Genomic DNA, 17,378 nt, shown 5'->3' on the forward strand with positions numbered 1-17,378 from the left:
TTTTCCCGGGATAAAGCCCGCTTTATCCCGTTCCGAGATAAAGCGGGCTTTATCCCGTTTCTAGCCACACTTGGGGAACAGACCCCGCGTCCCGCCGGTCGCCGCCTTGTCGGTGAACTTGCAGCCGTAGTCGGGCGCGGCCACGACGCGCCGGTCGTTGACGACGTCACCCGCCGGGCGCTTGCCGGTTTCGACCCACGCGCGCAGGTCGTCCCAGGCCGCACCGACCTCGGCGTTGCTGAACTCGCAGTGATTACCCGTGCGGATCGCCCGCTGCACCAGCGAACCCGTGCGGCCGTGCCGCGCGACGTCATCCCGGTAAAGCTGTTCCATCGAGAACGGGACGAACATGTCACCGAGCCCGTGCAGGCTCAGCACCGGCGCGGTCGGCGTCCCGGCGATGCGCGGAATCTGGGTCAGCGCGGGGTTGAACCTGGCCCAGAGGTTCTCGGGCGGCACCCGGCGGACGGTCCGGTTGACGTCGACCGGCGTGTTCGGGGTGTACCGGGTGAACACGTTCGTCGCCAGCTGCGCCGGGTTCTCTGGCAGGCTGTCACCGCCGGTCGGCACCGCGATCGTGAACAGGAAGTGCTTCCACAGCTGGAAAGAAGCGTCCGCGCCCGGCCTCGGCCCGCCGGATCGCTCGACGGTGATCGCCCGCAGCTGCGCGCCGCGATCGGTCAGCGTCCCGTTGAGCCCGAGCGTCTGCTCGATCTTCGGCACCGCGGTGGTCTCGTAGTCGGCGGGCACCGGATACGCGGTCACGCCTGAAAGATCCTGCGCGACCAGGTTGTAATCGGTGAAGAAGTCGAACAGCGCCTGGTCGCCGAGCACGCCGCACATCGGCAGCGCGCCGGCGTAGAAGCCCGGGTACTCCTCGATCGACCGGCCGACGACGTGCCCGCCCATCGAAGCTCCGGCGATGAACACCTGCTTCGGCCGTTTCACCAGCTTGCCGAACAGCGACGCCAGCTCGCGCGTTGTCGTCACGCCCGCTTTCACGTCGTAGCCGTTGTCGTAGTACGACGAGGCCGCCCACGCGAAACCCTGGTCCAGCAGGCGCTGCCGCAACCCGGCGCCCGGCGGTTCGACGGTCAGCACCTTGCCCTGCCCGCGATAGCCGTGCGCCCACATCGTCAGCTTGCCGTTCCACTGTGGCGGCACTTCGATGTCGTACGCGGCGTGCCCGTGCACGCCCTGCAGCACGCGGGTCGGCTGGCCGCCCACGGTCGCGGGCGCGAGCGGCGGGTTGACGATCGTGTAGCCGGGCAGCGGCTGGTCGTCGGGCGTGCCACCCGACGCCTGCGCGGGGACCACCGCCGCGAGCGACAGTGCCAGTACGGCCGAAAAGATCATGCGGATGCGCATGCGACACCTCCAGGCCGCTGACGCTAGCAGCGGACGGAAGGCCCGTCGTCCGACCAAAGAACGACGTTGTCAGCCGCCGAGCACCTCGTCGAGGTAGGGGCCGAGCACCGTGACGGTCTCGCGCGCGATCTCGGCGGGGGTGCCGTCTGGCGAAGCCGCGTAGCTGACGGCGAGCCGGACGAGGTAGCGCGAAATCCGGTTCAGCGCCTCGTGATCGGTGTCCGGCCACTGCTTGACCAGCATCTCGGTCAGCCGGACGGTCGAGCCGTGCAGGATCGGGCCCGCGTGGTTGGTGACCGTGGACAGCAGGCCGTCGCTGTCGTCGCCCGCCACGATCGCCTTGATCAGCGGTTCCTCGGCGGCCGCGGTCAGGAAGACCTCCAGCGCGGCCGCGAGCGCCTCGCGGGGCTCGGCCACGTGCGCGACGATCGCCTCTTCGACGGCGGCGAGGAACACCTCGGTCTCACGCAGGATGTACGCCTCGGCGAACAGCTGGCGCGAGCGGAACTCCTTGTACAGCGTCTGCCTGCTGACCCCGGCCGCCGTGGCGATGTCGCCCATCTTGAGGTCCTGCCACGACTTCTCGCGCAGGAGATCGGACGCCGCGTTGAGCAGCGTGTCGCGAAGGAGCACCTTCGCGGCTTCGGCGTACGGGACCCGGGGTGCCATGTCCACCACGTTGTCAGCACCCCTAGTGCGTGTCAACGAGGTGGACACGATCAGGGCGCTCACGCCCGTTCGACCTCGACCATCACGAAGTCGGCCTTCGCGGCGCCGCAGTCGGGGCACGACCAGTCGTCCGGGATGTCGTCCCACTTGGTGCCGGGCGCGATGTCCTCCTCCGGCCAGCCGAGCGCCTCGTCGTACTCGAACCCGCAGACCTCACAGCGGTAGACCTTCATGCCACGACCTCCTCGAAATCGATCTTCTCCCTGACCCCGCAGTCCGGGCAGCACCAGTCGTCGGGCACGGCGCCCCACTCGGTGCCGGCCGGGAAACCTTCACGCGGCGCGCCCGCCGTCTCGTCGTAGACGTACTCGCAGACCGGGCACCGGAACCTGCTCATGCCCCGTACCTGGCCAGGATCTTGGCGCGGTTGCGCGGATTGACGTTGGCGAGCGTGATGTCGCCCTCGTAGTGCGCGAGCACGCGCTTGTCCATCACCTTGCGCCACACCGGCGGCAGATAGGCGAACACGATCATCGACGCGTACCCGGCGGGCAGCTGCGGCGCCTGCTCGAAGTGCCGCAACGCCTGGTAGCGCCGGGTCGGGTTGGCGTGGTGATCACTGTGCCGCTGCAGGTGGTAGAGGAAGACGTTGGTGCACACGTTGTTGCTGTTCCAGCTGTGCCGCGGCGCCGGCCGCTCGTACCGCCCGCGCGGCTCCTTCTGCCGCATGAGCCCGTAGTGCTCCAGGTAGTTCACGGCCTCCAGCAGCGAGAACCCGAACACGGCCTGGATCAGCAGGTACGGCAACACTTCCACGCCATAGAAGGCGACCAGCGCGCCGAAGAGCACCACGGTCATCGCCCACGCGTTGAGCACATCGTTGCGCAGCGTCCACGGGCTCTTGTTCATCCGCGCGAGGCGCGCCTTTTCCAGTCCCCAGGCGGATTTCAGGCTCCCGATGACCGAGCGGGGCAGGAAGCCCCAGAACGTCTCGCCGAACCGCGAGCTGGCCGGGTCCTCCGGAGTCGCGACGCGGACGTGGTGCCCGCGGTTGTGCTCGATGAAGAAGTGGCCGTACGCCGACTGCGCCAGTGCGATCTTCGACAGCCACCGTTCGAGCTGGTCTTTCTTGTGCCCCAGCTCGTGCGCGGTGTTGATGCCGATGCCCGCGACGATGCCGACCGTGATCGCCAGCCCGATCTTGTCCACAATGGACATCGGATGCGTCGTCCACAGCCAGCACGCGACGGCCAGCGAGACGTATTGGATCGGCAGGTAGAGGTACGTGACCCAGCGGTAGTAGCGGTCGTTCTCGAGCCAGTCGATGAGGCTGTCCGGCGGGTTCTCCGCGTCGGTGCCGACCAGCAGGTCGATCAGCGGGATGAGGCCGAAGACGATGATCGGGCCCGCCCACCAGAACAGCCCGAGCCCGGTGGCGGACACGAGTCCCCAGGCCAGGAAGGGCGCGGTCGGGATGATCAGGCCGAGCAACCAGGCGTAACGCTTGCCGTCCCGCCAGGTCGCCTGCTCGGGGACCGCGTTCTCGATCGACGTCATGAGCACCTCCTCGTGCTTACACCACTCCGACTCGTGTATCGACGGTAGACACGGAGACGCGCTGTGTCAACCAACCATCCACGAACGGGCGACGTGTACACCCGGCGCCTGTATGAAGGCTCCCTTCATACGGTTGGCGCTGGATGAAGGCTCCCCTCATCCACCCCGAGCTGGATGAAGGCTCCCTTCATCACGCATAGCTGGATGAAGGCTCCCCTCATACAGCCCAACGCGTATGAAGGCTCCCTTCATCAGCCATAGCTGGATGAAGGCTCCCTTCATACGTTTCGGCATGCCCCTAGGGCGGGGCAGCCCCAAGGGCGGAGGAGCGCTTGTCCGCGGCTAAGGGCTCGTGAGCGTTGCGGGCGGTTCTAACCGCCCGCAACGCTCACGACCCCGGCCACGTGGGAGGAGTGAGTGCCCTTTGCGGCGCTAGACGACGCAAAACGCACTCACCCCGCAACGCTCACGAGCCTTGGTCGGCTGAGTGAGGGCCTCCCTCACCCAAGCCGGACCACACCCCGGGTCGTGAGTGTTTAGGCCGGTTAGAACCGGCCGGAACACTCACGACCTCTACGAGCGGCGGCCGGGCGAGGGCAGGTGCGCGGTCTCGGGGAACATGTGCAGCGCACGCAGGGCCGCCCCGAGTTCGGCGATGTCGGCCGGGTCCGTCAAAGACCGGCCCAGCTCTTCGGCGATCCGCTTCAAGCGGTGCCGGATCGTGTTGGGGTGACAGAACATCCGCTCGGACGTCAGCTTCGTCGACCCTTGCTGCTCGAACCACGCCCGCAAGGTCAGCAGCAGCACGTTCCGGTCGTCCCCCGGCAGGTCCAGGATCGGCCGCAGCACGTGATGCGCGAGCTGCACCGAGGCCTCCGGCGCGCTCGCGACCAGCCCCGCGAGCGGCGACTCGTTGAACTGCACGATCCCCGACGACCCCGGCATGAGACTCGACAGCGCCACCCGCGCGAGATGCAGCGCCCGCGCCGTGTTGGCCAGCCCGGTGAACACCGGGCTCACCCCGATCCGGCCCGTGGAGTTCTCGCGCAGCAACTCGATCAGCACCTGCGACGCACGCGGGTCCCGCATAGAAACGACACCGACCTGCAGATCCGGCGTCAGCCGCCAGGCCGAGGCGTGACACCGGTCGCGCAGCCGGGCTTCCATCTGTGGCAACGGCTCCTGCCCGACCGAGGGCGCCTCGGCCGCGACGACGACGAACGTTCCGTCCAGCGAAAGGTCCAGCACGCGCGCGATGTCCCACAGCGAGCCCTCGGTGCCGCCGGCGAACAGCGCCTCGACCAAGGCCGACCGGCGGTTCTGCTGTTCGGCCATCAGCTCGGCCGTCGCCTCGCGGTAGGCCGTGGTCAGCGCCTCGGCGTAGTCGTCGACCAGTGCCCAGATCGCGGTCGTCGCCGCGACGAGACCGTCGAAGTCCTGGCGTGCGCCGGTGAGCTCGACGAACTTGTGCCACACCTCGGTCAGCCCGATCCGGTACGCGCGCAGCAACTCCGGCAGCGGCGCGCACTGGAGCCCGCGCGCGCGGCCGGTCGCGCTCGCCTGCGAAAGATCGGGCGCGCCGGAGCCGGTGAGCGTCCGCATCACGAAGCCGAGATTGACGCGCACCGACTCGTGCAGCTGCTCGTAGGTGACGAAGCGCGCGTCGTGGTAGACCGGCATCTCGTCGAGGATCTGCTCGACGGTGTTCTTGATCATCTCGGGCAGCCGGGTTTCCACCTCGGCGGCCAGGTCCGCGACCTCGGGAGCGATGTCGACATAGTGCATGGCTTCCTCGGTCCTCCTCGTCGAGTACCTGGAAGTCGGAATTTAACACCACTTCGGCCGAACAGGCTAAGCCGCTCCGCGTATGCGGCGTTAGCCCGCCCGGCCGATCCGCACCTGCTACCGCATCTTCGCGGCGGCGCTCTTGATCGCCTCCCTGATCCGGAAGTACGAACCGCAGCGGCAGACGTTCTCGATCGCGTCGATCTGCGCGTCCGTCGGGTTCTTGGTCTGCTTCAGCAACGCGACCGCCGCCATGATCTGGCCGGGCTGGCAGTAGCCGCACTGCGCGACATCCTGTTCCAGCCAGGCTTCCTGGACCGGGTGCAGCACGTCGCCGTCCGCGAGCCCCTCGATCGTGGTGACCTCCTTGCCCTCGGCCTCGGAAACCGGGACCACGCAAGGATTGATGGCCGCGCCGTCCAGATGGCTGGTGCACGCCTTGCAGACGTTGATGCCGCAGCCGTACTTCGGGCCGCGGACCTTGAGCTTGTCGCGCAACGCCCACAGCAGCGGCAGGTCGGCGGGCGCGTCGACGGTGACGGGCTTCCCGTTCACGGAGAAGGTGTAGGTAGGCAAGGGAAAACTCCTCAGCGCGGGAACGGTTCGAAGTCGACCGGGAAGTTGATCGGGAAGCTGCGCGGCTTGATGCCGGTGGCGCGCGCGTACGCGTTGGCGATCGCGCCGACCGGCGCGGGCAGGCCCAGCTCGCCCGCGCCGCCGGGCTCGTCGCCGGTGGCGGGCATGACGAACACCTCGACCTTCGGCGGCGAGTTCTTCTGCCGCGCGTAGTGGAACTGCGAGTAGCTGCCTTCCAGCGGCAGGCCCTTGTCGATGTGCAGCCCCGCGGTGAGCGTCGTCGAGATCGCGTCGGTGAGCCCGCCGAGCATCTGCGACTGCAGCCCGCGCGGGTTGACCGGCCTGCCGACGTCGACCGCGATGGTCGCCCTGGTGACCCGGGGCTTCTTCGGGTCGCGCGCGTCGATTTCGACCAGGCACGCGGTGTACGACTTGTACTCGCCGTGCACGGCGACGCCCTGCGCGAAGCCCTTCGGCATCGCCTTGCCCCACTCGCCGAGTTCGGCGACCTTCTCGAGCACCTTGCGCTGGCGGTCGACCTTGATGAACTCCTTGCGGAACTCCACCGGATCCTTACCGAGCTTCGCGGCGATCTCGTCGACCATGATCTCTTCCGCGCCGCGGGTGTTCGCCGAATACACCGACCGCCACGCGCCGGTGTGGAACTTCAGCGGCACCTCGTTGAGCAGCTGCGTGGTGACGCCGAAGTTGTACGGCGACTTGATGGTCAGCAGGAACACCGTCTGCGCGAAGCTGAGGTTCCCGCCGACGGGCAGCTTCGCGGCGAACGCGGTGAGGATCTCGCCAAGCCCGTGTCCCCAGTCGGTTTCGATGCTGGCGACGCGGTGCTCGAACGTCAGCACCTGCCCCAACGCGAAGGTCGCGCGGATCTTGTGGTGGCTCGCCGCGCGGGCCCGGCCGTGGCGCATGTCGTCGATGCGGCTCCACATCAGCCTGACCGGCTTCTTCATCGCCTTGGAGATCTGCGCGGCCTCCAGCGCGGCGTCGAAGAACAGCCTGCGCCCGAACGACCCGCCACCCTGCTGGACGTGCACGGTGACCTTGTTCTCCGGCAGCCCGATCGCCTGCGCGATGGTCTGCTTGGCCAGGATCGGCGACTTCAAGCCCGCCCAGATGGTCGCGTGGTCGTCGCGGACGTCGGCGACCGCGGAGTTCGACTCCATCGGCGCGTGGCTGGCGAACGCGAAGTCGAACTCGGCGTCGACGTACTGCGTGAGCAGCGGCGGCACCACGAACGGCAGCGCGGCGGCCTGCAGCTTCTTCTTGATCGACGCGTTGTTCTCGGCGTCGACCGTGCCGGGGTTCCAGGTGACGTCGAGCGCGTTCTTGCCGTCGAGCGCCTGCCCGAAGGTCTCGGCCATCACCGCGACCCCGGTCGGCACCACCGCGAGGTCGATGATGCCGGGCATCGCGCGGACGGCGGCCTCGTTGTCGACCGTCTTGACCGTGCCGTTGATGCTCGGCGGGCGGCGGACCATCACCGGCATCGCGCCGGGCACGTCGAGGTCGAGCGTGTACTGCAGCTGTCCGGTGACCATCGCGCGCGCGTCCTTGCGCGAGGTGGGCGTGCCGACGAGCTTGAAGTCGGCTTCGCGCTTCAACGTGGCGTTCGCCGTCAGGTCCGTGCGCGCGGCGAGCGCGGAAAGCGCGCCATAGCTCGATTTCCGGCCGTCCGGCGCGTACACCGCACCATCCCTTGTGGACAATCGGGTGGCGTCGGCGTTCCACTGCTTCGCGGCGGCGGCGACCATCCTGGCGCGCGCGGCGGCGGCCGCGGCCCGGACCGGCCCGTACACCGAGCGGATCGTGTTCGAGCCGCCGGTGAGCTGGTTGAACAGCAGTTCCGGCCTGGCATCGGACAGCACCACCTCGACCTGCTCCAGCGGGAGGTCCATCTCCTCGGCGACGAGCATCGCGGTGGCGGTGGTGATGCCCTGGCCGACCTCGGCGCGCGGCAGTTCGAGGCGGACCTTGCCGTCGGCGGACACACCGAGCACGAGCATGTTCGCCGTCGGCGCGCACGACAACGTCAAGACGTCGCCGAGATCGAGGATTTCGGCGGGACCCGGCAGGGTCGGGATGACGGCTTCGGCCTCGTCGGGCGAGACGGCGTCGACGGTGATCTTCGTGGCGAGCGTGAGCGTGGGCGCGGCGACCAGGAAGGTCAGGAACCGGCGCCGATCCGTGGTGGGTTGGGACATCACATCCCTTTCGGCAGTGTCGGGGGTTCAGCCACGCTAGGCACGCCATTCGGCGCAGTCAACGTTCCGTAGTCGTGTCGGTGCATCTCTGTCACGAGGTGACACCGAGCCCCGGAAAATGTGTGCCGGGACACATTTCCGGTCCCCGTGTAAACCGCCTAGTCGAACTGCTTGAGCGACCACTCCGCCCAGTCACGCAGCATGGTCAGCTGCCGCAGGCCGAACTCGAGCGAGATCCGGCCGTACTTCGCGCCGAGGTTGGGCCCCCATTCGGTCACGCGCTCGATCTCACGGAGTGCTTCCAGCCGCTCCTCGAAGACGGCGAGGTTCTGCTGGAGATAGGTCCGCGCCTCCTCCGGCGACAGGACACTGAGGAAGAACACCCGCAGCAGGCGGTCATCGCGCTTGGTGCCGTCGGGGACCACCTCGATGAGCCAGTGCCGGAGATCGGCATGCCCCTCCGGGGTGATCTCGTACTCCTTGCGCCCCCGCGGCCCCTCGGCGGCGACCCGCACGAGGCCCGCCTTCTCCATCTTCCCGAGTTCGCCGTAGAGCTGGCTCTGCGTGGCCGGCCACACGTAGACGAACCGCTCCTCGAAGCGTTTCAGCAGGTCGTAACCACTTCCCGGCTGCTGCGCGAGTAATCCCAGCACGGCGTGACGAAGGCTCATATCGGACACTCTACCTTCCACTATTGACATGTGCAGAACTGACCCTCTAACTTCGACATGTCAAAGTTGGAACGTCAAGGGGACATCATGAACTACCTGCGCAGCTTTCTTCCCTGGATCGCCTTCGCCGTGGTCGCGACCCAGTTCGACTGGCGCTACTCCGCGCTCGTCGGCGTCGTGCTCTCCGCCGCCACCCTGGTGTGGGAGCGCCGGAACGGACGAGCCTGGGACAGCCTGGTCATCGAGCTGAGCGCGCTCGGGTTCTTCGTGCTGCTGGCCGGATTCGCCTTCCCCTTCCCCGATTCCGCGGTGCGCGACCAGGTCGATCCGCTCTCGTCGGGCTGGCTGGCGCTGACCGCGTGGCTCTCGATCGCGATCAAGAAGCCGTTCACGCTCGGCATCGCCCGCACGATGGTCTCCCGCGACCTGTGGGACAACCCGGTCTTCCGCCGCACCAACGTGATCATCACCGCCGTCTGGGCCGCGAGCTTCACCGTCCACGCGATCGCGGGCGCCATCCTGCTGGCCTACGCGCCGCACGCCACCGTCGCGCTCATCACGATCAAGGTGCTCGGGTTCGCCGTGCCGATCGCGTTCACCCTCCGCTACCCGAAGATCGTCCGCGCCAGGGCGACCGTCCACACCGCACAGTAAGGAACTCTCCGGACATGGCCACCACCACGTTCCACCGCAAGGGCAACTACGCCCCGGTGCACGACGAGCTGACCGCGTACGACCTCGAGGTGACCGGCGCGATCCCGCCGGAGCTCACCGGCTGGTACCTGCGCAACGGCCCGAACCCGCGCGACGAGAACAAGCACTGGTTCATCGGCGAGGGCATGCTGCACGGCGTCCGCCTGGAAAACGGCCGCGCCGCCTGGTACCGCAACCGCTGGGTCCGGACAGCGAGCTTCCTCGACTCCGGCCGGTCCCTCTACCGTCCCGACGGCAGCCGGGACCTGCACGCCGCCAACGCGAACACGCACATCATCAACCACGCGGGCCGCACGCTCGCGCTCGTCGAGTCCTCACTGCCCTACGAGGTCACGAACGACCTGGAGACGGTCGGCGCCTACGACTTCGACGGCAGGCTGTGCACGCCGATGACCGCGCACCCGAAGATCTGCCCGACCACCGGGGAACTCCACTTCTTCGGCTACGACACGCGGCCGCCGTTCCTGACCTACCACCGGGCCGACGCCGAGGGGAACCTCGTCGTGTCCCAGCCCATCGAGGTCGCCGCGCCGACGATGATGCACGACTTCAACCTCACGGCGAACCACGTGGTGTTCATGGACCTGCCGCTGGTGTTCGACCGCGCGCTGGCCGGCAGCGGCGAGATGCCTTACCGCTGGGACGACCACTACGGCGCGCGCCTCGGCGTGCTCCGCCGTGACGATCCGACGGGCGCGGTGCGCTGGTTCACGATCAACCCGTGTTACGTCTTCCACGCGCTCAACGCCCACGAATCGGGCGACCGAATCGTGCTGTACGTGATCCGGCAGGAACGCACGTGGCACAAGGGGTACGCGGACACCGCTCCCCTGCTGTGGCGCTGGACCATCGATCTCACCACCGGCTCGGTGCGCGAGGAGCAGGTCGACGACGGGCCGTGCGAGTTCCCGCGCGTCGACGACCGGCTCGCCGGGCTCGACTCGCGCTTCGGGCACGCGACCGGCACGAACGGGCCGGACGCCGAGGCGCCGACCACGCTGCGCCGGTTCGACCTGCACCGCGGCACGGTCGAGACCTACGACTTCGGCAAGGGCCGTACCCCTGGCGAGGCGGTGTTCGTGCCGTCAGGCGACGGCGAAGAGGGCTGGCTGATGACCTACGTCTACGACGCGGCGAGGGACGGCAGCGACCTGGTGATCATCGACCCGGCGAACCTGAGCGGGCCGCCGGTCGCCACCGTCCACCTGCCACAGCGGGTGCCAGCGGGCTTCCACGGCAACTGGATCCCCGAGGCTTAGCCGAACTTGCTCTTGGGCCGATCCTGCAGCACGCCGTCGACGTAAACATCGACCTTTTCGTTGAGGAACGCGACGAGCCCGATGATCTTCTGGCTCTCGGGCAGCGGCGTGTCGTAGCCCCAGACCAGATCCCAGTGCAGCTCGTCACCGATCCGGACCGAGTGATAACCGGCCGTTCCCTTGTACGGGCAGTGGGTCACCGTGTCGCTCGGCTCCAGCAGATCGAGCCGGACATCGGTCTTGGGCAGGTAATACCGGGTGGGGAGCCCGGTCTCGAACAGCAGGCGCGGGCGGACGGAGTCGGCGACGGTGACCCCGTCGACCTCGATCCGCACGTGCCGCGAACTGGCGAGGATGTCCACCCGCACACCGGGGTCGCGGGGATGGACGAAAATCTCCTCGTCTTCTTCGAACCACGCGTCCATCGCGTCGAACTCGAACCGGACATGCCCGGTCAGCTCTTCGATCGGGGACGTGTCGTAGATCTGCGCCGCGTCAACGGCTTCCCGCTCACCGACGCGCACCGTCGCGAGCGCCGCGTCGCCCCTGCTCGGGGAATGTTTCGTGAGATTCCCACGGATCAGGACTTCCTCGGAGACATCCTCGAGCGGGAAGTAATATGCGGGGAAATAGGGAACTTCCCAGACCATCAGCGGCCGGGCGGTATCGGCGACAACACGCCCGGCGAAAACCACCCGCACCCGTTTGGTGCCCTGCTCTACCCGAACTCGGCCACGCACTGCTGTGTTCATGACCGGATCAACCAGGAAGGACACCGTAGTATTTCGTTGCTCACCAAATACGTGGATTTTGTAAATGTTCTTACCCACTGCTCACCCGCTGCCGATAGTTTGTAAGGGTTGAGCCAGGGAGAGTCGAGTAGAGAGGGGGCTTGGGTGGTTGGCGTCGAAACCCCGCCGGTGGGCACCCCCGCGGGGATGCGCAAGATCAACCAGCGTGCGGTGCTGGATCTGTTGCGCCGCAACGGTCCGTCCACGCGGCCGCAGGTCGCGAAGGAGACCGGGCTGTCGAAACCCACGGTGAGCCAGGCGTTACTGGCGCTGGAGGCCGCGGGCCTCGCGCGCGCGACCGGGCACACCTCCACCGGCACCGGCCGCTCGGCCGTGCTGTACGAAGCCGACCCGACCGCGGGCTACGTGCTGGGCATCGACATCGGCCGTGAGCACATCAGGGTCGCCGTCGCGGACCTCGGCGGCACGGTCGTCGCGCGGCGCGACGAGCGCAACTCGGCACGCTCCGGGGTGGCGCTGGTCGCCGCGGTCGGCCGGCTCGCGGAGGAAACGGTGCAGGTCGCGGGCCTGCGGCAGGACGACATCGTGTGCAGGGTGCTGGGCAGTCCCGGCGTCGCCGACCCGCACCGCCGCTGCTTCCGGCACGCGCCGAACCTGCCCGGCTGGGGCAAGGCCGGGCTGCTCACCGAACTCGAAGCGGCCGTCGGTCCCGATCTCGTGATCGAAAACGACGCGAACCTGACCGCGGTGGGCGAATGGGAACAGGGCGCCGCGCGCGGTGTCGACGTGTTCGCCGCGATCACCGTCGGCACCGGTGTCGGCATGGGACTGATGGTGCACGGCGAAGTCTTCCGCGGCGCCACCGGCGCGGCCGGGGAAATCGGTTACCTGCCTTATGGTCAGATGCGCGCGAACGACGACGCCACGGCCGAACCGCCCGCGCGCGGCCACCTCGAAGAGGCGACGGCGGCGCAGTCGGTGGTGCGCGGGGCACGCGAACTCGGCTTGGGCACGGCGAAATCGGCGCGCGAGGTTTTCCGATTGGCCCGTGAGGGTGACGAACTGGCCCAGCGCGCGGTCGAAGCCGAAGCGGACCGTTTGGCCTACACGGTCGCGTCCATCGCGGCGGTCATCGACCCGGAACTGGTGGTGCTGAGCGGAGGCATGAGCACCAACGCCGATCTGCTGCGCGAGCCGATGGACCGCGCGCTGCACACCTTCACCCCATTGGTCCCGACCATTGTCCAAGGTGAACTCGGCGACGACGCCGTGGTGGCCGGCGCGATCTCGGTCGGCCTGCGCGCGGCGGAAGACATCGTGTTCGAGCGGCGCGCGGGTTAAGCCTCTTTTTGCCAGGAGTGCTTCGCGGTGCTGAGTCGCCACGGGGTGAGTTTGAGTACGCTGTAACTGTCCTCGGGTCCGAGCATGTCCGCGTCGTACCCGAGTGGCGGTTCGGCATTGCCGAAGAGCGCGCGCACCTTGTCTTTGTCCGACGGCGCCCACTCCGCGCCGCATTCGGCCACCGCGATCTCGTGCGCCGGATCCCAATACGAACAGGACACGTATGGGTGATTCGCGAGATGCGCCAGCTTCAACGGCGTCGGCCTGCTGAACACCCATCCGGTGATCCGATCGCCGTCCCGTTCCCAATACGGATGCACCACCCGCGACCGCGGCCGCCCCCGGCGGTCGACGGTGACCAGCGTGCACCACACGATCCGGTGAGCGACACGGACGAAGTCGTCGAGCAGTTCTGCGCTAGGATTCACAACCATGGTTGTGGATGTTACCCCGGCAGACCTCGACTTGTCTCTGGTCTCCCTGTTCGCGGGCTGGGCACTGACCGACGAGGTCCAGCGCCGCCTCGCGGCCGACGGCTTCACCGAGCTCCGCTTCAACGACGGCGTGGTGTTCCAGCATGTCCTCGCCGGCCCGCTCTCGATCACCGCGCTGGCCTCGCGCATGGGCATCACCCAGCAGGCGGCCTCGAAGGCGGTGGCCGACCTGGAACGCCGCGGCCTCCTCGTCCGCCGCCCCTCCCCCGACGACTCCAGGACCAAGCTGCTCCACCTGACCCCGCACGGCCAAGCCTCGGTCGAAGCGGCCCGCGCGCACCGGTCCGCCCTCGAAGCCGAGCTGACCACGGCCTTCGGCGAGACCCGCGTCGCGGCCGCCCACGCCCTCCTGACCTCGATCATCACCCGCTACGGCTCCCCCGACGCCATCCGCACCCGCCGAGTCCGCCCACCCCAGTAGCCGACGAAAGCCCGAAAGCCACTTTCGTCAGGTCTAGTGAGGGGGCCCTTGAGTGCGTAGTAAGCACTCGGGGGTCCCCTCGCTGCGTGACCAAGCTCGGATCACGGGACTTGTGCCCGTGCGAGTGGTACCTCTGCTGCAGCTAACGGAGCAGAGGTACCACTCGCGCAAGCCTTGTCAGGCTGGAGCGAGGGGATCCCGCCCTCGAATACCCCGAAAGCCACTTTTGGCAGGTCTAATACCCGAAAGTCGCTTTCGTCAGATCGCATCTGACGAAAGCCACTTTCGGGCTTCTCATGGCGCCGGGGCGCCGACGGGGTTGGGGTGGGGGATCACCGAGGGGACCAGGCGCTGGGCGATGGGGCGGAGGAACGAGTCCAGGGTTTCCAAGTCTGCCAAGGGGATCGAGGCGTAGGGGACCGCGCCGAGTGTGTCGGTCCGGGCCTCGATGTGGGAGCGCAGTGCGATGCCCGCGGGTGTCAGGGAACCTGAGGCGAGCAGACCGCGGGCGGTGAGACGGTCGAGTGCCGCGTCCCACTCGGCGTCCGTCCAGCCGCGGGCGGGCTGGACCATCCCCCGGCAGCCGTCGGCGGCGTCGCGCAGGACGTGAGCCTCGACGCCGTCGATGCCTTCGGCGGCCAGGACGGCGTTGTGGCCGTCGCCCCGGTGCTCACGCAGGACCGTGCACGCGTGCCACAGAGCGCCCACCGGATCCGACGGCCACGGCAGCGCAGCATTGGCGGCGCCCAAGGGCCGTCCCGCCCACGAAACCGCCGAGACGAGCGAACGCAGCGTCCCGAGCACCGGCACCTCGAAGGAGCCCAAAACCGCCAGCGCGCCCGAAAGCCGGGCCTCCAGCGCCGTCGAGGGCGAGGCGAGCGACCAGACCTCCGGCAACGACCGTGCCAGGAAGCGCGGCGCGAAGTTGTAGAACACTGCGGTCACCAGGCCGAGGGGCGCCTCGCCCAGCGGGGCCGCGCGCATGGCCACGTAGCCGCGCCAGAAACCGCGCAACCCCACCGCCTCGTGCGCCGCGCGGGCCTCCGGGGCGAAGTAGGTGACGTCGTGGATGGTCTCCATGGAGACCCACAGTGACTTCACGGTTTCATGATGAGGCAGGTGCTCGACGCCGTCGCGAGTAGCTTGCCGTCGGCGTCGCGCAGGTCCGCCTCGGCGAAGGCGATGCGGGAGCCGGGCTTGACGACCCAGCCGTGCGCGCGGATCTCGCCGGTGTGGCCGTGGATGGCGCGCAGGAAGTTGACCTTCAGCTCCACCGAGGTGTAGCCGACGCCCGCGGGCAGTGTCGTGTGGACGGCGCAGCCGATGGCCGAGTCGAGCATGGTGGCCGCGACGCCGCCGTGGACCATGCCGATCGGGTTGTACAGCGACTCGTCCGGCGTCGCGGCGAAGATGACGTCGCCGGGGCCGATGATCTTCAGTGTCATGCCGAAGTGCGCGGCGATCGGCGGCTGCGGGAACCGGCCCTCGACGATGCCGGTCATGTACTCCAGCCCGGACAGCTCCCGGCCCGCCTCGGCGGCGGCCAGCGGGTCTTCCCAGGTGATGGTCTTCTCACGTACGGCCATGTCGACTCCCTCTATGACGATCGTCCTAACGATCGGCTAGGACGATCGTCATAGTCAAGGGGTAAGCTGAGAGACGTGCCGGATTCCACAACCCGCGACCGGATGGTCACCACCGCGATGGAACTCTTCCGCCGCGAGGGCTACCCGGCCACGTCCTGGCGCCGGCTCATCGAAGCGGCGGGCACGCCGTGGGGTTCGGCGTATCACCACTTCCCCGGCGGCAAGGAGGAGCTCGGCGTCGCGGCCATCGAGCTCGGCTCGCGGGTCGTCACGAAGACCGTCGAGCGCGCTTTCGAGAAGCACGAGCGCACCGAGGACGCGATCCGATGGTGGTTCGGCAAGGCGGCCCAGGCGCTCGCCGCCGACGACTACCGCGGCGGCTGCCCGCTCGCCACCATCACCCTCGAGATGGCGCACGCGTCCGAGAAGCTGACCGAAGCGGCCAGGCAAGCGTTTGCCACCTGGCACGAGCTAGTGGTGAAAAACCTTCGCGAGCGCGGCCACCCCGATCCCGGCGACCTCGCCATCGCCATCATGAACAACCTCGAAGGCGCCTTGCTGCTGAGCCGGATCCACCGCTCCCCCGACGCGCTGGACCGGGCGGCCGAGCACGTCATCGCTATCATTCAGCGGTGAACACCGAGCGGCGGCTGATCGACCCGGAGCGGGTCGACGCGGCGCTCGACGGCCTCGGCGACCGCAGTGTCGTCGAAGAATGGGCGCGACGCTTCTCTCTTGTCGCGGATCCGTCCCGGCTCACCCTGCTCGTGTGCATCCACTACGCCAAGGAGATCTCGGTCTCGGATCTCGCGGTGACCGCCGGGATGACCGACTCGGCCGTCTCCCAGGCACTGCGCCTGCTGCGCGCGCACGGTCTCGTCACCGCGCACCGCACCGGCCGTGTGGTCCGGTACCGGCTGGCCGACGCCACCGTGCACGACCTCATCCACCTGGTCCGGCCCCACCCGGCCGGGTAACCGATCGGTTTAGGCCGGACTCGTTTGGCGGCAAAGATCGCGACTCTGGGTCACAGTCGCGCCGCAATGGGCTGAAAGCACCAAGCACGCTGTTGTGTGATCCAGGTAACAGTTCTACCTTGAGGTGTCTGCCTCCCACCACTGAGGAAGTGACCGCCGTGGCGTGGTCTTCTGCTGGTCAGAGCGCTGTTCAAGCGCTGTTCGACCGGCGAGAAGGACCTGTGCTCGACTTGGCCGGCCAGGCCGAGCCGGTGGCACGCGCCTGTCACGCGATGGCACTGCGTTTCCACCGCGGCGGGAAACTGGTCGTTTTCGGCAACGGCGGTCCCAGCACCGACGCCCAGCACGTCGCCGTCGAGTTCGTGCACCCGGTCATCGTGGGGAAACGGGCACTGCCCGCGATCTCCCTCACCGCCGACATCGCGACACTGACCGGTATAGCCAACCGCGCGGGCCTCGCGGAGGTCTTCGCGCACCAGATCCGCATCCTCGCCGAACCGGTCGACATCGCTCTGGGCATCTCCACCGATGGAAACTGCGAAAACGTGCTCGCGGGCCTCGAGGCCGCGAGCGCGCTCGGCATGCTCACCGTCGCGCTGACCGGCGGCGACGGCGGCCTCATCGCGAACGCGGGCCTGGACCACGTCCTGGTCGCGCGCTCGGCCGATCCACGGGTGGTGAAGGAGGTACACGTGACGACGTACCACGTTTTGTGGGAGCTGGTGCACGTGTTCTTCGAACAACCCGGTGTGCTGTCGCCGGAGGTGGCGTGATGCACGCCGATGACGCCGTCAGAGTCTGCGTCACCTGTTCGGACACCGCCTGCGAGGTGACGGTGGTCGAGCTACTCGACGATGACCTGGCCATCGTGGAAACCGGCTCCGGCAGGGAAGAGGTCAGTGTCGCCCTCGTCTCGGCCGGGGTCGGCGACCGCGTTCTCGTGCACGCCCGCGAAGCGATCGCGCGTCTCGAAACCTAGGAGTTGA

The 17,378-nt window shown here is 68.2% G+C and carries 19 protein-coding genes and 1 pseudogene; 8 read left to right on the forward strand and 12 right to left on the reverse strand.

All coding sequences use genetic code 11. The features are described from left to right. Window positions 1-60: 60 nt before the first annotated feature. The 8 genes and pseudogenes from BLV57_RS19485 to BLV57_RS19525 form a co-directional block, all read right to left on the reverse strand. Window positions 61-1,368 carry a hypothetical protein gene (locus BLV57_RS19485; protein ID WP_091290691.1) on the reverse strand — a complete coding sequence of 436 codons (1,308 nt, stop codon included), beginning with the start codon at window positions 1,366-1,368 and terminating at the stop codon, window positions 61-63. Between the two features lie 69 nt (window positions 1,369-1,437). Next, window positions 1,438-2,037: a TetR/AcrR family transcriptional regulator gene (locus tag BLV57_RS19490; protein ID WP_091290693.1), complete on the reverse strand. Its 600-nt coding sequence runs from the start codon at window positions 2,035-2,037 to the stop codon at window positions 1,438-1,440. Window positions 2,038-2,096: 59 nt separating this feature from the next. Continuing rightward, window positions 2,097-2,270: a rubredoxin gene (locus tag BLV57_RS19495; RefSeq protein WP_091290695.1), complete on the reverse strand. Its 174-nt coding sequence runs from the start codon at window positions 2,268-2,270 to the stop codon at window positions 2,097-2,099. Then, window positions 2,267-3,594, reverse strand: a pseudogene (locus BLV57_RS19505) (fatty acid desaturase). Before BLV57_RS19505 ends, BLV57_RS19495 begins: the two are co-directional and overlap by 4 nt. Before the next feature lie 573 nt (window positions 3,595-4,167). Beyond that, window positions 4,168-5,379 carry a PucR family transcriptional regulator gene (locus tag BLV57_RS19510; RefSeq protein WP_091290701.1) on the reverse strand — a complete coding sequence of 404 codons (1,212 nt, stop codon included), beginning with the start codon at window positions 5,377-5,379 and terminating at the stop codon, window positions 4,168-4,170. A gap of 117 nt (window positions 5,380-5,496) precedes the next feature. After that, window positions 5,497-5,955, reverse strand: coding sequence for a (2Fe-2S)-binding protein (locus tag BLV57_RS19515; protein WP_091290703.1), 459 nt, complete (start codon window positions 5,953-5,955; stop codon window positions 5,497-5,499). An 11-nt stretch (window positions 5,956-5,966) separates the two neighbouring features. Further along, entirely contained in the window at window positions 5,967-8,177 is a 2,211-nt protein-coding gene (locus BLV57_RS19520; RefSeq protein ID WP_091290705.1) for a xanthine dehydrogenase family protein molybdopterin-binding subunit, read from the reverse strand. 158 nt (window positions 8,178-8,335) lie between these two features. After that, entirely contained in the window at window positions 8,336-8,848 is a 513-nt protein-coding gene (locus BLV57_RS19525; protein WP_091290708.1) for a PadR family transcriptional regulator, read from the reverse strand. 87 nt (window positions 8,849-8,935) lie between these two features. Between BLV57_RS19525 and BLV57_RS19530 the strand changes: the two genes are divergently transcribed. After that, window positions 8,936-9,502 carry a DUF3159 domain-containing protein gene (locus tag BLV57_RS19530; protein ID WP_176968711.1) on the forward strand — a complete coding sequence of 189 codons (567 nt, stop codon included), beginning with the start codon at window positions 8,936-8,938 and terminating at the stop codon, window positions 9,500-9,502. Window positions 9,503-9,516: 14 nt separating this feature from the next. Continuing rightward, the gene (locus BLV57_RS19535; RefSeq protein WP_091290710.1) at window positions 9,517-10,821 is read left to right on the forward strand and encodes a carotenoid oxygenase family protein; all 1,305 of its coding nucleotides are present in this window, start codon (window positions 9,517-9,519) and stop codon (window positions 10,819-10,821) included. Here BLV57_RS19535 and BLV57_RS19540 read toward each other — a convergent pair. Then, a complete protein-coding gene (locus BLV57_RS19540) occupies window positions 10,818-11,573 on the reverse strand; it encodes a DUF427 domain-containing protein (protein WP_091291879.1) in 756 nt (251 codons plus the stop codon). The genes BLV57_RS19535 and BLV57_RS19540 overlap by 4 nt on opposite strands. Before the next feature lie 144 nt (window positions 11,574-11,717). On the opposite strand from BLV57_RS19540, the gene BLV57_RS19545 reads away from it, so the two are divergent. Continuing rightward, window positions 11,718-12,914: an ROK family transcriptional regulator gene (locus BLV57_RS19545; protein WP_091290713.1), complete on the forward strand. Its 1,197-nt coding sequence runs from the start codon at window positions 11,718-11,720 to the stop codon at window positions 12,912-12,914. Here the strand turns inward: BLV57_RS19545 and BLV57_RS19550 are convergent. After that, window positions 12,911-13,348 (reverse strand): pyridoxamine 5'-phosphate oxidase family protein, encoded by a 438-nt coding sequence (locus tag BLV57_RS19550; protein ID WP_091290715.1) that lies wholly within the window; start codon window positions 13,346-13,348, stop codon window positions 12,911-12,913. The genes BLV57_RS19545 and BLV57_RS19550 overlap by 4 nt on opposite strands. Between BLV57_RS19550 and BLV57_RS19555 the strand changes: the two genes are divergently transcribed. Next, window positions 13,347-13,829, forward strand: coding sequence for a MarR family winged helix-turn-helix transcriptional regulator (locus tag BLV57_RS19555; protein WP_091290717.1), 483 nt, complete (start codon window positions 13,347-13,349; stop codon window positions 13,827-13,829). The genes BLV57_RS19550 and BLV57_RS19555 overlap by 2 nt on opposite strands. Before the next feature lie 294 nt (window positions 13,830-14,123). On the opposite strand, the gene BLV57_RS19560 is transcribed toward BLV57_RS19555, so the two are convergent. Continuing rightward, entirely contained in the window at window positions 14,124-14,930 is an 807-nt protein-coding gene (locus BLV57_RS19560; protein WP_218134842.1) for an SCO6745 family protein, read from the reverse strand. Beyond that, the gene (locus BLV57_RS19565) at window positions 14,927-15,415 is read right to left on the reverse strand and encodes a PaaI family thioesterase (protein ID WP_091290718.1); all 489 of its coding nucleotides are present in this window, start codon (window positions 15,413-15,415) and stop codon (window positions 14,927-14,929) included. The genes BLV57_RS19560 and BLV57_RS19565 overlap by 4 nt, the downstream gene beginning before the upstream one ends. Before the next feature lie 75 nt (window positions 15,416-15,490). Between BLV57_RS19565 and BLV57_RS19570 the strand changes: the two genes are divergently transcribed. The 4 genes from BLV57_RS19570 to BLV57_RS19585 all read left to right on the forward strand — a co-directional run bounded on the left by BLV57_RS19570 (window position 15,491) and on the right by BLV57_RS19585 (window position 17,371). Further along, window positions 15,491-16,051, forward strand: a complete 561-nt coding sequence (locus BLV57_RS19570; protein WP_245757410.1) for a TetR/AcrR family transcriptional regulator — start codon at window positions 15,491-15,493, stop codon at window positions 16,049-16,051. Beyond that, complete coding sequence (locus BLV57_RS19575; protein ID WP_091290722.1) at window positions 16,048-16,392, forward strand: ArsR/SmtB family transcription factor; 345 nt, start codon at window positions 16,048-16,050, stop codon at window positions 16,390-16,392. Before BLV57_RS19570 ends, BLV57_RS19575 begins: the two co-directional genes overlap by 4 nt. 221 nt (window positions 16,393-16,613) lie before the next feature. Next, window positions 16,614-17,165 carry a D-sedoheptulose-7-phosphate isomerase gene (locus tag BLV57_RS19580; protein WP_281244419.1) on the forward strand — a complete coding sequence of 184 codons (552 nt, stop codon included), beginning with the start codon at window positions 16,614-16,616 and terminating at the stop codon, window positions 17,163-17,165. After that, complete coding sequence (locus BLV57_RS19585) at window positions 17,165-17,371, forward strand: HypC/HybG/HupF family hydrogenase formation chaperone (RefSeq protein ID WP_091290724.1); 207 nt, start codon at window positions 17,165-17,167, stop codon at window positions 17,369-17,371. Before BLV57_RS19580 ends, BLV57_RS19585 begins: the two co-directional genes overlap by 1 nt. Window positions 17,372-17,378: the final 7 nt, after the last annotated feature.

The sequence above is a fragment of the Amycolatopsis xylanica genome, assembly GCF_900107045.1.
In the GTDB taxonomy this organism is placed as follows: domain Bacteria; phylum Actinomycetota; class Actinomycetes; order Mycobacteriales; family Pseudonocardiaceae; genus Amycolatopsis; species Amycolatopsis xylanica.

Coding starts and splice junctions, on each gene's coding strand:
- BLV57_RS19485 (WP_091290691.1), bottom strand. CDS start 1,368: ATGCGCATCCGCATGATCTTTTCGGCCGTACTGGCACTGTCGCTCGCG.
- BLV57_RS19490 (WP_091290693.1), bottom strand. CDS start 2,037: ATGGCACCCCGGGTCCCGTACGCCGAAGCCGCGAAGGTGCTCCTTCGC.
- BLV57_RS19495 (WP_091290695.1), bottom strand. CDS start 2,270: ATGAAGGTCTACCGCTGTGAGGTCTGCGGGTTCGAGTACGACGAGGCG.
- BLV57_RS19510 (WP_091290701.1), bottom strand. CDS start 5,379: ATGCACTATGTCGACATCGCTCCCGAGGTCGCGGACCTGGCCGCCGAG.
- BLV57_RS19520 (WP_091290705.1), bottom strand. CDS start 8,177: ATGTCCCAACCCACCACGGATCGGCGCCGGTTCCTGACCTTCCTGGTC.
- BLV57_RS19525 (WP_091290708.1), bottom strand. CDS start 8,848: ATGAGCCTTCGTCACGCCGTGCTGGGATTACTCGCGCAGCAGCCGGGA.
- BLV57_RS19530 (WP_176968711.1), top strand. CDS start 8,936: ATGAACTACCTGCGCAGCTTTCTTCCCTGGATCGCCTTCGCCGTGGTC.
- BLV57_RS19535 (WP_091290710.1), top strand. CDS start 9,517: ATGGCCACCACCACGTTCCACCGCAAGGGCAACTACGCCCCGGTGCAC.
- BLV57_RS19540 (WP_091291879.1), bottom strand. CDS start 11,573: ATGAACACAGCAGTGCGTGGCCGAGTTCGGGTAGAGCAGGGCACCAAA.
- BLV57_RS19555 (WP_091290717.1), top strand. CDS start 13,347: ATGGTTGTGGATGTTACCCCGGCAGACCTCGACTTGTCTCTGGTCTCC.
- BLV57_RS19550 (WP_091290715.1), bottom strand. CDS start 13,348: ATGGTTGTGAATCCTAGCGCAGAACTGCTCGACGACTTCGTCCGTGTC.
- BLV57_RS19565 (WP_091290718.1), bottom strand. CDS start 15,415: ATGGCCGTACGTGAGAAGACCATCACCTGGGAAGACCCGCTGGCCGCC.
- BLV57_RS19585 (WP_091290724.1), top strand. CDS start 17,165: ATGCACGCCGATGACGCCGTCAGAGTCTGCGTCACCTGTTCGGACACC.